The organism is Nocardioides sp., from assembly GCF_051876515.1.
Lineage (GTDB): Bacteria > Actinomycetota > Actinomycetes > Propionibacteriales > Nocardioidaceae > Nocardioides.
Window position 1 is genome coordinate 1 of sequence record NZ_JBJEHY010000080.1, and the last position, 14085, is coordinate 14085.

At 70.1% G+C, this 14085-nt stretch carries 16 protein-coding genes; 8 read left to right on the forward strand and 8 right to left on the reverse strand.

From position 1 onward, the window contains the following. From rnpA to ACI379_RS05520, 7 genes are all read left to right on the forward strand, one after another. Positions 1–216 (forward strand): ribonuclease P protein component (rnpA, locus tag ACI379_RS05490; RefSeq protein ID WP_439791065.1); only part of this gene is annotated, 216 nt, incomplete at its 5' end. Further along, positions 213–491, forward strand: a complete 279-nt coding sequence (gene yidD, locus ACI379_RS05495) for a membrane protein insertion efficiency factor YidD (protein WP_439791066.1) — start codon at positions 213–215, stop codon at positions 489–491. The genes rnpA and yidD, both read left to right, overlap by 4 nt. A 36-nt stretch (positions 492–527) precedes the next feature. Then, positions 528–1457: a membrane protein insertase YidC gene (gene yidC, locus ACI379_RS05500; protein ID WP_439791080.1), complete on the forward strand. Its 930-nt coding sequence runs from the start codon at positions 528–530 to the stop codon at positions 1455–1457. 50 nt (positions 1458–1507) lie between these two features. Further along, a complete protein-coding gene (locus ACI379_RS05505; protein WP_439791067.1) occupies positions 1508–2035 on the forward strand; it encodes a protein jag in 528 nt (175 codons plus the stop codon). A 71-nt stretch (positions 2036–2106) separates the two neighbouring features. Beyond that, positions 2107–2778, forward strand: coding sequence for a 16S rRNA (guanine(527)-N(7))-methyltransferase RsmG (gene rsmG / locus ACI379_RS05510; RefSeq protein WP_439791068.1), 672 nt, complete (start codon positions 2107–2109; stop codon positions 2776–2778). A gap of 234 nt (positions 2779–3012) precedes the next feature. Then, entirely contained in the window at positions 3013–3933 is a 921-nt protein-coding gene (locus tag ACI379_RS05515; RefSeq protein WP_439791069.1) for a ParA family protein, read from the forward strand. Further along, on the forward strand, positions 3930–4907 hold the full coding sequence (locus ACI379_RS05520; protein ID WP_439791070.1) for a ParB/RepB/Spo0J family partition protein: 978 nt from the start codon (positions 3930–3932) through the stop codon (positions 4905–4907). Before ACI379_RS05515 ends, ACI379_RS05520 begins: the two co-directional genes overlap by 4 nt. Before the next feature lie 85 nt (positions 4908–4992). Here the strand turns inward: ACI379_RS05520 and ACI379_RS05525 are convergent, their stop codons facing one another. The 3 genes from ACI379_RS05525 to ACI379_RS05535 all read right to left on the reverse strand — a co-directional run bounded on the left by ACI379_RS05525 (position 4993) and on the right by ACI379_RS05535 (position 8330). Then, positions 4993–5451, reverse strand: coding sequence for a hypothetical protein (locus ACI379_RS05525; RefSeq protein ID WP_439791071.1), 459 nt, complete (start codon positions 5449–5451; stop codon positions 4993–4995). A gap of 770 nt (positions 5452–6221) precedes the next feature. After that, complete coding sequence (locus ACI379_RS05530) at positions 6222–6995, reverse strand: lysophospholipid acyltransferase family protein (protein ID WP_439791072.1); 774 nt, start codon at positions 6993–6995, stop codon at positions 6222–6224. Between the two features lie 120 nt (positions 6996–7115). Next, entirely contained in the window at positions 7116–8330 is a 1215-nt protein-coding gene (locus tag ACI379_RS05535) for a pyridoxal phosphate-dependent aminotransferase (RefSeq protein WP_439791073.1), read from the reverse strand. Positions 8331–8378: 48 nt separating this feature from the next. On the opposite strand from ACI379_RS05535, the gene ACI379_RS05540 reads away from it, so the two are divergent. Continuing rightward, positions 8379–9092: a GNAT family N-acetyltransferase gene (locus ACI379_RS05540; RefSeq protein ID WP_439791074.1), complete on the forward strand. Its 714-nt coding sequence runs from the start codon at positions 8379–8381 to the stop codon at positions 9090–9092. A gap of 24 nt (positions 9093–9116) precedes the next feature. Here ACI379_RS05540 and trxA read toward each other — a convergent pair whose 3' ends face one another. The 5 genes from trxA to ACI379_RS05565 all read right to left on the reverse strand — a co-directional run. Beyond that, a complete protein-coding gene (gene trxA / locus ACI379_RS05545; RefSeq protein ID WP_439791075.1) occupies positions 9117–9440 on the reverse strand; it encodes a thioredoxin in 324 nt (107 codons plus the stop codon). 97 nt (positions 9441–9537) lie between these two features. Further along, positions 9538–10521, reverse strand: coding sequence for a thioredoxin-disulfide reductase (gene trxB, locus ACI379_RS05550; RefSeq protein ID WP_439791076.1), 984 nt, complete (start codon positions 10519–10521; stop codon positions 9538–9540). Positions 10522–10687: 166 nt separating this feature from the next. Beyond that, complete coding sequence (locus ACI379_RS05555; RefSeq protein ID WP_439791077.1) at positions 10688–11389, reverse strand: hypothetical protein; 702 nt, start codon at positions 11387–11389, stop codon at positions 10688–10690. A gap of 77 nt (positions 11390–11466) precedes the next feature. Next, positions 11467–12144, reverse strand: a complete 678-nt coding sequence (gene sigM / locus ACI379_RS05560; RefSeq protein WP_439791078.1) for an RNA polymerase sigma factor SigM — start codon at positions 12142–12144, stop codon at positions 11467–11469. Beyond that, positions 12141–14085 (reverse strand): protein kinase family protein (locus ACI379_RS05565; RefSeq protein WP_439791079.1); only part of this gene is annotated, 1945 nt, incomplete at its 5' end. The genes ACI379_RS05565 and sigM, both read right to left, overlap by 4 nt.

Here is a 14085-nt window from a genome sequence, read left to right on the forward strand (position 1 = left end):
GTCGGTTTCGTGGTGAGCAAGGCCGTGGGCAACGCCGTCGTACGCAACCGCGTGAAGCGTCGACTTCGACACCTGACCCGGGACCACCTGCCGCTGCTGCAGGAGATCCCGGGTCGTGTCGTGCTCGTGGTTCGTGCGCTCCCCGCCTCCGCGTCGGCCTCCTACGCCGCGCTCGGTGACGACCTGGGACGCGCCGTGGCCCGGGTGACGCCGTGAAGTACCCGATCATCTGGTTCCTCAAGGCGTACCGGCTGCTGATCAGCCCGCTGTACGGTCAGGTCTGCCGCTACCACCCGACCTGCTCGGCGTACGCGCTCCAGGCGGTCGAGCGTCACGGGGCGCTGCGCGGCACTTGGCTCGCGGTGCGACGCTTGGCCCGCTGTCACCCCTGGGCCGCGGGTGGTTACGACCCGGTCCCGGGCACGGATGGCGCATCCCCCGACCAAACGCTCCGCATCCTCGCGGAGACCAGCCCTACGCAGGGAGCATGAGTGTTCGACTTCTTCGGTGACATCGGCAGTCTCATCATGACGCCGCTGTACTACGCGATCTCCGCGATCCTGCTCGGGTGGCACAAGGTCTTCGGCGCAGTGTTCGGGCCTGAGAGCGGCGCCGCGTGGGTGCTGTCGATCATCGGCCTGACGCTGGTGATCCGAGCCGCGCTGATCCCGCTGTTCGTCAAGCAGATCAAGTCGAGCCGCAACATGCAGCTCATCCAGCCCAAGGTCCGCGCGCTGCAGGAGAAGTACGGCCACGACCGTGAGCTCCTCGCGCAGGAGACCATGAAGCTGTACAAGGACGCGGGAACCAACCCGTTCGCATCCTGCCTGCCGCTGCTGCTGCAGATGCCGATCTTCCTGGCGCTGTTCCGCCTGATCGACCGTGCTGCCCAGGAGCCGGAGATCACGCGCGGTCTGATGACCAAGACGCTGAACCACCAGTTCGCAGACGCCACCCTGTTCGGCGCCAAGATCTCGGACACCTTCATGACCACCGAGCTTCTCGGTGTGCGTCTCATGGCGGTGTTCCTCGTGCTGGCGATGACGGCGACCACCTTCCTGACGCAGCGCCAGCTGATGAGCAAGAACATGCCGGCCGACGCCCTCTCCGGTCCGTATGCGCAGCAGCAGAAGATGATGCTGTACATCCTTCCGCTGGTCTTTGCCGTCTCGGGTGTCTTCTTTCCGATCGGCGTCCTGTTCTACTGGACCACCTCGAACCTGTGGACGATGGGCCAGCAGTTCTACGTGATCCGCAACAACCCCGCCCCCGGCACGCCCGCCGAGGAGGCCAAGATCGACCGCGAGCGCAAGCGCCTGGCCAAGAAGGGCAAGGAGCACCCGGCTGACGTCGAGCGCGCGGAGCAGCAGGCAGCAGCGGACGCCGCGGCGGAGGAGCGTCGTCAGACGCGCGTCCAGCCACAGAAGAAGCCGCGCAGCCAGCGCAAGAAGAAGTGACGAGTTTCTTTCCCGGCCCCCGTGGCCACCACTGATCCAGGAGTGCCTAGGTGAGCAATGACGTGAACCCTGACGTGGAGACCGACGAGACCGTGTCGGACGAGGCGGCTCGCCCGTCGAAGGTTGAGCGCCTCGAGAACGAGGGCGAGATCGCGGCCGACTACCTCGAGGAGCTCCTCGACATCGCCGACCTCGACGGTGACCTCGACATGGACGTGGAGAGTGACCGGGCGTCGGTCTCCATCGTCGGTGGTGAGCTCGACCAGCTCGTTGGCCGCAACGGTGAGGTGCTCGACGCGCTGCAGGAGCTGACCCGTCTGGCGGTGTACCGCGAGACGGGCGAGCGCTCGCGGCTCATGCTCGACATCGGCGGCCACCGTGCCGACCAGCGCCATCGCCTGGTCGCTCTCGCGGAGGTCAAGATCGCCGAGGTCAAGGAGTCGGGTGAGTCCGTCTCGCTGGAACCGATGTCGTCGTTCGAGCGCAAGGTCGTCCACGACGCCGTTGCCGCCGCCGGCCTGACCTCGGAGTCCGAGGGCGCGGAGCCCAAGCGCTATGTGGTGATCCTTCCGTCGTGAGCGACGTTTCACGTGAAACGGAGCGGGACGAGGTCCCGTCGACACCCTCCACGCCCGAAGCGGCGCGGGGGGTGTTCCCGTTGGAGCGCCTGCCGCTCGCGGAACGGTACGCCGAGCTGCTGGCAACCGAAGGGGTCGTCCGTGGGTTGATCGGTCCGCGAGAGGCCCCGCGCCTCTGGGACCGCCACCTTCTGAATTCGGCCGTGCTGGCCGAGGTGCTGCCGACCGACTCCACAGTCGCGGATCTCGGTACGGGTGCTGGACTTCCCGGGATGGTCCTGGCGATCGCGCGACCGGACCTTCGGTTGACGCTGGTCGAACCACTGCTGCGACGCACCACCTTCCTGGAGGAGGTCGTGGCAGAGCTCGGCCTCGACAACGTGGAGGTCGTACGGGGTCGCGCCGAGGAGCTCCACGGGAAGCGGACCTTCGACGTGGTCACCTCGCGGGCCGTCGCTCCCCTCGACCGCCTGCTGGGTTGGTCGATGCCGCTGGTCGCCCCCAAGGGCGCCCTGGTGGCGATGAAGGGTTCCTCCGTCGCAGAGGAGATCGAGACGGCCCGGCCTGTCCTCGCGACGTACAAGTGCGCGGAGCCAGAAGTCTTCGTGCTGGGCGAGGGCGTCGTGGAGCGTCCAACCTGTGCACTCCGAGTGGCATGGGCCGATCCCTCCTCGATAGGTTGGCCTCTCACTCGTGGTAGCCAACGCAAGGGTCGGAACCGTCGCCGGCCGCGCGCACACTGATCTGCATTCTCACCACCACGGGGAAAGGTGTCCCACGTGACGTACGAACGATCCGAGGCCGACGTGCAGGGTGGTCCCTCGTCGTCGTCCACCGAGTTTTCCACCGGTGAAATGGTCTCGGCTGAGCGTGGTTCTCCACAGACTGAGGCCGTTCATCCACAGGTGACGTCTGATGCGGCTGGGAGCGGTGTTTCACGTGGAACATCCGTTTTCGGGGTCCGCACGGCCGGCGAGATGGCTGAGTCGGGATCCGACTTCGACGACGTGAGCACGCCGCTGGCCCGCGCTGCGGAGCACTCCGTGCTCGCTCGCTCGGGTGCCCTGGCGGACCGTCACCGCACTGAACGCCCGGAGAGCACGCGCGTGTTCGTGGTCGCCAACCAGAAGGGTGGCGTCGGCAAGACGACGTCGACGGTGAACGTGGCTGCCGGACTGGCGCAGCTCGGGCAGCGGGTCCTGGTGATCGACCTCGACCCCCAGGGCAACGCGTCGACCGCGCTCAACGTGGATCACCACCGGGGCGTGCCGTCGACGTACGACATGCTCGTCGAAGGGGTGCCGCTTGCCGAGGTGAGCACCCCGTGCCCCGACGTTCCCGGCCTCGACGTCGTACCCGCCACGATCGACCTCGCTGGCGCTGAGATCGAGCTCGTGAGTGTCGTCGCCCGCGAGTCCCGTCTCACCAAGGCGCTCGCGGCTCACCCGCTGATCGGTGGCAGCGAGATCGGGCCCGACCGGTACGACTACGTCTTCGTCGACTGCCCGCCGTCGCTGGGGCTGCTGACCCTCAACGCGCTCGTGGCCGGCCGGGAGATGTTCATCCCGATCCAGGCCGAGTACTACGCGCTCGAGGGCCTCGGGCAGCTCCTCGAGACGGTCGAGATGGTCCGCCAGCACCTCAACCCGACGTTGGTCGTCTCCACGATCCTGCTGACGATGTACGACGCTCGTACGCGGTTGGCTGCGGGCGTCGCGGAGGAGGTGCGCGGCCACTTCGGGGACCAGGTGCTCAAGACCGCCGTACCGCGCTCCGTGCGCGTCTCAGAGGCTCCGTCGTACGGCCAGACGGTGATGACCTACGACCCGGGCTCCGCGGGCGCTCTGAGCTATCTGGAGGCCGCACGGGAGATCGCACAGAGAGGGGCTGCGCAGTGACCACGAGCAACTCAGGACCCCGCCGGGGTCTCGGACGAGGCCTGGGGTCGCTGATCCCCACGGCACCGGCGCCAGGATCTCCTGCTCCCGCCTCGCCGGTGGCGTCGGCTGCCCCTTCCGCGCCCGCCTCCGGACAGGGCGACTCCGTCCCTAGCGCTCCGGCAGGCGCCTACTTCGCGGAGCTGCCGATCGAGCAGGTCGTTCCGAACGCCCGTCAGCCGCGCCAGGTGTTCGACGAGGACGCGATGAACGAGCTGGTGCACTCGATCCGCGAGGTCGGCCTGCTGCAGCCCGTGGTGGTGCGTCGTGCCGCTGAGGGCTCGTACGAGCTCATCATGGGCGAGCGACGCTGGCGCGCTTCCCAGCTCGCGGGCAAGGAGACGGTCCCTGCGATCGTCCGCCAGACCGATGACGACGACATGCTGCGGGACGCGCTTCTGGAGAACCTGCACCGCTCCCAGCTCAACCCGCTGGAGGAGGCCGCTGCGTACGGGCAGCTCCTCGAGGACTTCGGGTGCACGCACGAGGAGCTGGCCCACCGGATCGGTCGGTCCCGGCCGCAGATCTCGAACACGCTCCGCCTGATGAAGCTGTCCCCCTCCGTGCAGCGTCGCGTCGCTGCCGGCGTCTTGTCCGCCGGCCACGCCCGTGCTCTGCTCGCCGTCGACGACGCCGAGGTCCAGGACCGCCTGGCCCAGCGCGTGGTGGCGGAGGGCATCAGCGTTCGCGGTCTCGAGGAGATCGTCTCGATGGGCGTCTCGGGCAAGGCCAACACGCGAGCGGCGAAGGCGAAGCTGGTGGCGCCCGGCCTGGCTGACCTGGCGGACCGCCTGGGTGAGCGCTTCGAGACGCGCGTGAAGGTCGATCTCGGGAAGTCCAAGGGCAAGATCACGGTCGAGTTTGCGAGCCTGGACGACCTGCAGCGCATCGTCGACGTGATGGACCCCCGGAACCGTTCTGACCGACCCATCTGATTCCCGTAGTCACGATGGCCCCGTCCGCGAGAGCGGTCGGGGCCATCGTGCGTCTGGAGCGCGTTTCACGTGAAACAGGCGGCGCTCACGGGCGCTTCGTGGGCTCCCAGTTCAGGATCGCCGCGGCGAGTGCCTCGACGGGTGGTGAGCTCTCCATCCTCAGCACGGGCTGGGTGCGTACGGCCAGCCACTCCTCGTGACGAGCCCGGTTGCGACCGTCGAACTCGGGGTTGTCGTACTCTCTGGCCCAGGCGAAGAAGGCCTCGTCGGCGGCGGGATCCGGGTCTCCAACGCGATTGCGATTCTGCTGGCGTGTGTGGAGACGAGCCATCCGTGAACGGGTCTCGAGGGTCAGGAAGACGATCGCGTCGCACTCGGCCGCGACGCTGTCACCCCACCCCATCATCGAGCCGGAGAGCACCCAGGCCGGTCTTTCGGCGAACACGCTGCGCATCAACGGAGCGCGCTCCGAAGGCTCGCGAGGGGTGACGTACGGCGGGCTGGTCGGCACCCAGTAGTAGTCGTCGGCGTCTGCGTGAGGCACCGACCAGACCGCTGCGACGGCACGACCGAGGGTTGTCGTACCCGTTCCGCTGGCTCCGAGAATGTGCAGGCGACAGGGCAACATCCGGACAGTCTGACAGTGCTCAGCGGCTCCGCGAGTCGTCACGGAAGCGTCAGTGGGCTCGCCGCGGGGTGGCCAGAGGGAGCGAAGAGGGCCGGGAATCGTCCACAGGCATCGAAAAGTCGACCCGGAACGGCGGCCGAATCCCCCTCATTGCGCCGAAATCGGTGGCGAAGGCCACGACGGCCGAGTCGGCGGAATCAGACCGATCCGGAGGTCCCGAAATCGCGTGTACGGCGATCTGACGGCCTTTCAGCGCCCCAACCAGCCTCCCCTATCCAGAAGGCGCTGAAAGTCCCTCAGACGGCAATCTGAGAAGCCCGTTTTGCTGACGAATAGCCATAGATTGTCAGTAAACGGTCGGCAGGGGGTGCGGGCGAGAACTCGTACCCTGGACGGCCATCTGGCGCCGCAGATGGTCGAAGTGAGCTCCGGAGACGGTGGGTCGTCCTCAGCAACGGGCGCTTGATGATCAGGGGACCGTCCGTGAAGGAGACGGCGGTTGGTGCTCCTTGGCTTCGCGCAGCCCAGCGGCGGGCGGGTGGGGATGTGTAGTGGCCAACTCTTACCCGTTGTAGGGGTTGCAACCCCCACAACGTGACGAAGTCCCCGCCTAAGCGGGGACTTCGACAGAAGAGATGTATCGCTTTGTCGACAAAGCGATAAAGGCATACAGCGACTGGCGGACCTCAGCGCTTCTTCGCGGCACGCTTGGCCGCGCGGCGGCGGGCGCGTTCGCGCTTCTCCTCGGAGTCCATCTCGGCGGCGCGCTCGAGGGTGGGGGCGGAGCCGCCGTGACGGGCGGGGAGCCACCAGGAGCCGGGGGGCTGCTCGTCGGCGGGGTGGGCGGCGATCACCTCGTCGAGCATCTCGACCATCCGGTTGCGCAGCTGCTCGGTCTCGGCCGTGGGGTCCTCGCCGGTGAAGTGCATCGGCTCGCCGACGCGGATCTGGATGGTGCGACCGCGGGTCAGGTCCTTGGGGTGGTCCTTGGTGAGGATGCGCTGGGTGCCCCAGAGGATGACGGGCAGCACCGGGACCCCGGCCTCGGCGGCGATGCGTACGGCGCCGTTCTTGAACTCCTTGATCTCCATCGCCCGCGAGATGGTGGCCTCGGGGAAGATCCCGACGGCCTCGCCGGCGCGGAGGTACTCCACCGCCGCCTTGTACGAGCCGATGCCGTCACCGCGGTCGACGGGGATGTGGTGCATGGAGCGCATCACCGGACCGCCGACGGGGTGGTCGAAGATCTCCTTCTTCGCCATGAACCGCACCAGGCGCCCCGAGGGGTTCGCGCCGAGGCCGCCGTACACGAAGTCGGCGTAGCCGATGTGGTTGCAGGCGAGCAGCACGCCGCCGGAGCGGGGCACGTTCTCGGTGCCGGTCATGACGATCTTCTGGCCAAGAGCCTTGAAGGCCGTCTTGGCGGTGAGGATGATCGGCGGATAGGTGATGTCGCGCATGCGGTGAGCGTACGGACACCTCACCCCGGCGCGACAGCCCCCCACGGGGTGAGACCAGACACCGCCGCGCTCGGGCTCGTGCTGTGCGGCGGGCTCAGCGCCGCGCCTCAGGGGCCTACGTCAGCGGCGCGTGGCCAGGAAGTCGGCGATCCGGCCGATCGCCTCCTCCAGCATCGCCGCCTCGGGCAGCGTCACCAGGCGGAAGTGGTCGGGCTCGAACCAGTTGAACCCGGTGCCGTGCGTGACCAGGATCTTCTTCGCGCGCAGCAGGTCGATGACGAACGCCTCGTCGTCGTCGATGGCGTACACGTCGGGGTCCAGGCGGGGGAAGCAGTACAACGCGCCCTTGGGCTTGACGTTGCTGACGCCCGGGATCTCGTTGAGCAGCCGGTCGGCGAGTGCGGCCTGCTCGTAGAAGCGGCCGCCCGGGACGATCAGCTCCTCGATCGACTGGTAGCCGCCGAGCGCGGTCTGGATCGCGTGCTGCGCGGGCACGTTGGCACACATGCGCATGTTGGCGATGAGGGTGAGGCCCTCGATGAAGTCGGTGGCCAGCTCCTTGGGGCCGGAGATCATCAGCCACCCGGCGCGGTAGCCGCAGACCCGGTACGCCTTCGACAGACCGGAGAAGGTCAGGCAGAGCACGTCGTCGCCGGCGAACGTGGCGGCGTGGTGGTGCTCGGCGTCGTCGAACAGGATCTTCTCGTAGATCTCGTCGGCGAAGACGACCAGGTCGTGGCGGCGTGCGATGTCGATGAGCCCCTTGACGATCTCCTCGCTGTAGACCGCCCCCGTCGGGTTGTTGGGGTTGATGATCACGATGCCGTGCGTGTTCTCGGTGATCTTGGACTCGATGTCGGCGAGGTCCGGGTTCCACCCGTTCTCCTCGTCGCAGCGGTAGTGCACCGGGGTGCCGCCAGAGAGCGTGACCGCTCCGGTCCACAGCGGGTAGTCGGGGGCGGGCACGAGGATCTCGTTGCCGTCGTCGAGGAAGGCCTGCAGCACCATCGTGATCAGCTCGGAGACGCCGTTGCCGATGAAGACGTCGTCGACGCGCGTGTCAATGAGGCCGTGCGACTGGTAGTAGTTCATGACCGCGGTGCGCGCGGAGTAGATGCCGCGGGAGTCGCTGTACCCCTGGGAGGCGGGCAGGTGGTGGATCATGTCCGCCACCATCGCCTCGGGCGCCTGGAACCCGAACGGAGCCGTGTTGCCGATGTTGAGCTTGAGGATCCGGTGACCCTCTGCCTCGAGCCGCTGCGCCTCGACGAGGATGGGCCCCCGCACGTCGTAACGGACACCGCTCAGCTTCTTGCTCTGTCGAATTTGGCGCACGAGCCCATCATCGCAGGCCCACCCACGACCTAGCATGGGGTTATCGGCGTGGTACGCCACGGTGTGGCGCCGCGCACGCACGGTGGACGGGAGGCCGCGATGGGGCGCCGTACGGAGCCGCTGCTCAGCGCCCACCTCGCGGACGTGACCGGAGAGGTCCAGACCTGTGTCACCTGGCTGCTCAGCCCGGTGCAGGCACGCGGACTCGACGACGACCAGCGCCGCGAGGCGCGCAGCGGGTGGGTCGACGCCGTCACCGCCGAGTGGGGTCCGTGCGGACGCGTGCTGCGCGACACCGACGGCACTCTGATCGGCCACGTCCTGTACGCCCCGCCGTCGTACCTCCCGGGTCTGGCCAGCCTCCCCACCGCCCCCGCCTCGCAGGACGCGGTCGTGATGGTCGAGCTCTCCACCGTGGCGGGGCAACCGCGCCCGGCGCTGGCCCGTCACCTCGTCCAGTCGATGGCCAAGGACCTGGTGACCCGTGAGATCAGCGCCGTCGAGGCGTTCGGCCAACCGATCCGTACGGGGGACTGCGGGTGCCTGCTCTCACCCGGGCTGCTGGGGGCGTTGGGCTTCGCCGTGCACCGGCCGCACCCGCTGCACCCCCGGTTCCGGATGGACCTGCGCCGGTCGGTGACCTGGAAGGACGAGGTCGAGCTGGCCATCGAGCGGGTGCTGGGGGCCGTACGCCCTGCCCCGAGCACGAAGAAGGCGACCCGGCCGATCAGATCGGCACGGGTCGCCTCCGACGACTCATGATGCCCCGCAGGGCGGGAGCGGGACTCAGATGAAGTCCGCGAGCTCCTTGAGGAGGGCACCCTTGGGCTTGGCGCCGATGATCGTCTTGACGACCTCGCCACCGGAGTAGACGTTGATCGTCGGGATGCTGGCCACGCGGTAGGACGACGGGGTCACCGGGTTCTCGTCGATGTTCATCTTGACGAAGGTGATCTTGTCGCCGTGCTCGCTGCTCAGCTCGTCGAGGATGGGCGCGACCTGACGGCACGGACCGCACCACTCGGCCCAGAAGTCGACCAGGACGGGCTTGTCGGACTTGAGGACCGTCGCCTCGAACTCGGCGTCGGTCACTGCGGCCAGGTTGGACACGGTGTCTCCTTGGGGTTTGGGGTGCGTGCTCCTGACTCAACAGCACGGCACCGACAGTTTGTTCCCGCCACGCGGCGGGAGCGGGGTGCGGTGGGACTCAGCCGACCAGGGCGGCGGTGGCCTCGGCCGAGCCGGCCGTGGAGGCCTTGTGGTCGAGGGCGGCGATGTACCGCTCGGCGTCGAGCGCGGCCGAGCAGCCGGTGCCGGCGGCGGTGATCGCCTGACGGTACGAGTGGTCGACCAGGTCACCGGCGGCGAAGACGCCCGGGAGGTTGGTCTCGGTCGTGGGGTGCTTGACGACCACGTAGCCCTCGTCGTCGAGGTCGACCTGCCCGGTCAGCAGCTCGCTGCGGGGGTCGTGGCCGATGGCGATGAAGAGGCCGGTCACGCCCAGGTCGCGCTCCTCGCCGGTGACGGTGTCACGCAGCGTGATCCCCTCCAGCGAGTCGGTGCCGTTGACGGCGGCGACCTCGGAGTTCCAGACCATCTCGAGCTTGGGGTCGGCGAACGCACGCTCGGCCATCACCTTGGAGGCGCGCAGCTCGTCGCGGCGGTGCACCAGGTAGACCTTGGAGGCGAAGCGGGTCAGGAAGGTGGCCTCCTCGACGGCGGAGTCGCCGCCGCCGATGACCGCGATCTCCTTGTCGCGGAAGAAGAAGCCGTCGCAGGTCGCGCACCAGGAGACGCCGCGGCCCGACAGCTCCTCCTCGTTGGGGAGGCCGAGCTTGCGGTAGCCGGAGCCGGTCGCGAGGATCACCGAGCGCGCCTGGTACGTGTCGGTGGCGGTCTTGACGATCTTGACGTCACCGGTCAGGTCGACCTCGACCACGTCGTCGGAGACCAGCTCGGCGCCGAAGCGCTCGGCCTGGGCCCGCATCTCGTCCATCAGGGCCGGGCCCATGATGCCGTCGCGGAAGCCCGGGAAGTTCTCCACCTCGGTGGTGTTCATCAGGGCGCCACCGGCGGTGACGGAGCCCTCGAAGACCAGCGGCTCCAGGGCGGCCCGCGCGGCGTACACGGCGGCGGTGTAGCCCGAGGGCCCCGAGCCGATGATGATGACGTTGCGAACCTGGTCGGACATGACGCTCCTGCATGAGGGTGGGTGCGGCGGTGGGTCGGTGGCCGCGCACGCGCGACCACACAGACGGAACCGATCGTAGGTCAGCGATGTTCCCGGACCCACCTCGTCCCGCGCCGCGACCCCTGCTGGACGCGGGCTGGACGGGTGTGCACGCGCCGGCGGTGGCTCAGTCCAGCGGTACGACGCGGGCCAGGCTGCCGTCGCAGAGGCGGACCTCGACGCGGTCGGGATCGTCGCCCGGACGCCAGCGGGCCACGGCGCGTTCGCCGTCCCACCACACGGTGATCCAGGTGCCCTGCCGAGCGGCTCGGGTCGCCTCGCACCCGCGGGTCTGCCGCCACGACAGGGTTGCCCTGTCCATCGGCAACCGTCCCACCGCGCCGAGGATCTGGGCGTCGTCCATGTCGCTGCTCAGGTCGGGGGCGGCGCGCGCGGCGCTCTGGGTGTCCAGCTCGGCGCTCGACTCGGGAGCGGACTTCCCGCCGCGAGGAGCCGCGTCGAGGTTGTCGCGCCCGCTGTCGAAGTTCTTCTCGTCCGCCTTCTCGTCGGCCTGGGGCTGCGTCGAGTCGAGGCTGGCCCCGGCCGTGTCGGAGGAGGGCGAGCTGGTGCCGAACGGCTGCAGCTGGTTGACGCCGACACCGGCGACCACCACGACCGCAGCGGCCGCGACGAACTGGGTCATCCGGCGGCGCCGGCGGGCCGCGAGGTCGATGACCGGGGCCGGGGAGGGTTCCGGCGCAGAGGCGTCGCGCTCGGCGACGAGCCCGGCCAGCGTGGTGTCCAGGCGGGCGACGACCTCGTCGGGCACGGGTGCGTCGTGGCGCGCGTCGGCCAGGAGCCGGCGTACGGCGTCCTCGTGCTGGGTCATCTCACCTCCTGCGGAGTGGTCGGAAAGAAGTCAGGGCGGTGCGGCGCTCGTGCGGCGCGCACCCGTCGGAGAAGGCCTCAGGCGGGCGGGCCACGGGGAGGACCTGTACGTGGGACGGCCCCCGCCGCGGGCGGGTTCCCGTGGTCCTGCTCACCCTCGGCGTCGGGGCGAAGCATCCCGAGGAGCTCGGCGAGCTTGGCGCGGCCCCGTGAGCAGCGCGACTTCACCGTCCCCTCGGCGCAGTCCAGCATCGCGGCCACCTCGGCGACCGGGTACCCCTCCATGTCGACCAGCACCAGGGCCGCGCGCTGCTCGGCCGGCAGGGTTTCGAGGGCCCGGAGGACCGTACGGCGACGCTCGTCGTCGATCGCGTTCTGCACGGGGTCGGACTCGGTGCCGGCCGACGAGACCAGCGCACCCCGGTCGCTCCAGTCGTCGAGGTCGTCCGGCAGCGCCTCGGCGCGGCGTACCTTGGACGCACGGATCCGGTCGAGGCAGGCGTTGACGACGACCCGGTGCAGCCAGGTGGTCACGGCCGCGTCGCCGCGGAACGAGCCGGCGCGGCGGAACGCGGCGACCATGCCGTCCTGCAGGCCGTCGGCGGCGTCGTGCGGGTTGCCCATCGTGCGCAGCGCCACGGCCCACAGGCGGTCGCGGTGGCGGCCGAAGAGGACCCCGAACGCCTCCGGGTCGCCGTCGACGTGGGCGCGCAGCAGGCTGGCGTCGTCGAGCTCCTCGTACGCGGGTCGCGTCATCCCTTGACCTCGACCTCGGCGACCGTGCCGCGGAACCCGTCGGAGACCTGCGGGATCGAGGTGAGCCAGACCAGGACGTAGCGGCCCCCGGTGTCGTCGGGGAGTCCGACCTCGACCGTGCCGGCCCCCTCGCCGCGGCCGACGGGCTCGAGCCCGTCGAGGGAGGTGATCGGCTCCTCCGACACGTACACCTCGAAGGTGGTGGGTCCGCCCTCGGTGGTCACGTCGACCTCGCGGACGATCTCCGCGGCCGACAGGGTCAGCAGCAGGCCGACGCCGTCCTTGAGGCCCCCGGGACCGAAGTTCTCGTTGTACGTCTGGGTGTTCCAGGCGGTCTCGACCTTGCCGTCGAGCGCCAGCGGCACCAGCTCGGGGTACTCCTCGGGGGGCGTGCCCTGGGGGTCGAAGTCCTCGCCGCGGACGTCGGTGAACGCCTGCGGAGCGCCCTGCGTGCGCTGCTGGGTGCCCGGGCGGCCGTCGTCGGGGTCGTCGTTGCCGCCCGGCCCCTTGCCCAGCTGGTACGCCATCAGGGCGCCGAGCAGGACCAGGAGCGCGATCCCGATGAACAGGCCGAGGCGGAACCAGTTGCGGCCCGGCACCTCCGCGTGGGTGGACGTGCCGGTGTGGGTGTCGTCGCGGCGCCGGCCCGACCCCGTGGTGGTGGGGTCGCCCGGCTCCTCCCACGGCCAGAACTGCTGCTGGGGCACCACGACGCCGGGGCGGGGACGGCGTACGGGCTGCCCCTCGGGCGGGTCAGGCGCGAAGAGCGGTCGCTCCGCCTGGGGGGCGAGCTCCGGCGGCGGCGCCGGGGGCTCGCTGCGGGCGCGCAGCCAGGTCACCTCGTCGTTGTCGTCGTCGAACAGCGGCAGGCCGGCCTCGGTCGGGACGTCCGTCGGGGCGCTCTCCGCGGGCTGTTCCGCGGCGGGCTCCGACAGCTTCTCCGGGGCAGGCGCCGCCGCCGGCTCAGCCTCGGGCTGCGGCTCGGTCGGCGTGACCTCGGTGACGGGTTCGGCCGTCGGCTCGTGCGTCGGCTGCGGCGAGGCGGCGAGGGGCGGCCGGGCCGGGGGCTCGTACGGCTCCGGCTCGGGCCACGGCCCGGTGAGCGCCGGGCCGGGCGGCTGGGCGGGCGGGTGCGCCGGCACCTGCGGGACCGGGAGCACCTGGCCGGCGTCGCCGACGAACTCGTGCAGCAGGTCGGCGATGCCGCGCGCGGTGGTGACGTCGTGCCGCGAGCCGGTCGTACGGCTGGGCGCCAGCGGGTTCAGCAGCTCCTCGCAGAGCCCGTCCAGCACCCGGGGCACGCCCGCGCGGACCCGGCGCGGACGGAGCACCGAACCGTGCCCGGCCGGCGCCGGGGGCAGCAGGGACGGGGTGATCCCCGCCCACTTGCCGGTCAGGCAGGCGTACAGCAGGGCACCCAGGTCGGTCAGGTCGACCTGCTGGCGCCCCGGCGGCAGCCCGTGCAGGGCGGCCTCGACGGCGAACCCGATGATCCGCACCTGCCCGATCTGGTCGATCATCACGTTCTCCGGCACCAGCCGGCCGTGGGCCAGCCCGGCCGCGTGCGCGACGGCCAGGGAGTCGGCCACCTCGGCCACGATCCACGCGGACCGGCGCGGAGACATCGGGCCGTCACCGATGAGCATGTCGTCGAGCGACTGGCCGGTGCCCCACTCGTTGACGACGTAGCAGAGGTCCTCGCGCAGGTCGGCGTCGAGCACCCGCAGCATCCGCGCGTCGTGCAGCGGGGCCACGGTCCGCGCGGCCTCCATCAGGGGCTCGGCGCGGTCGCTGTCGCGGCGGATCACGTGCACGGCGACGTCGCGCCCCAGCACGAGGTCGTGGGCGCGCCAGAAGCGTCCCTCACCGCTCTCGGAGAGCAGGTCGGAGAGCACGTAGCGGCCGGCCAGGCGGTCGCCGGCGTTCAGTGACGTGCCCACC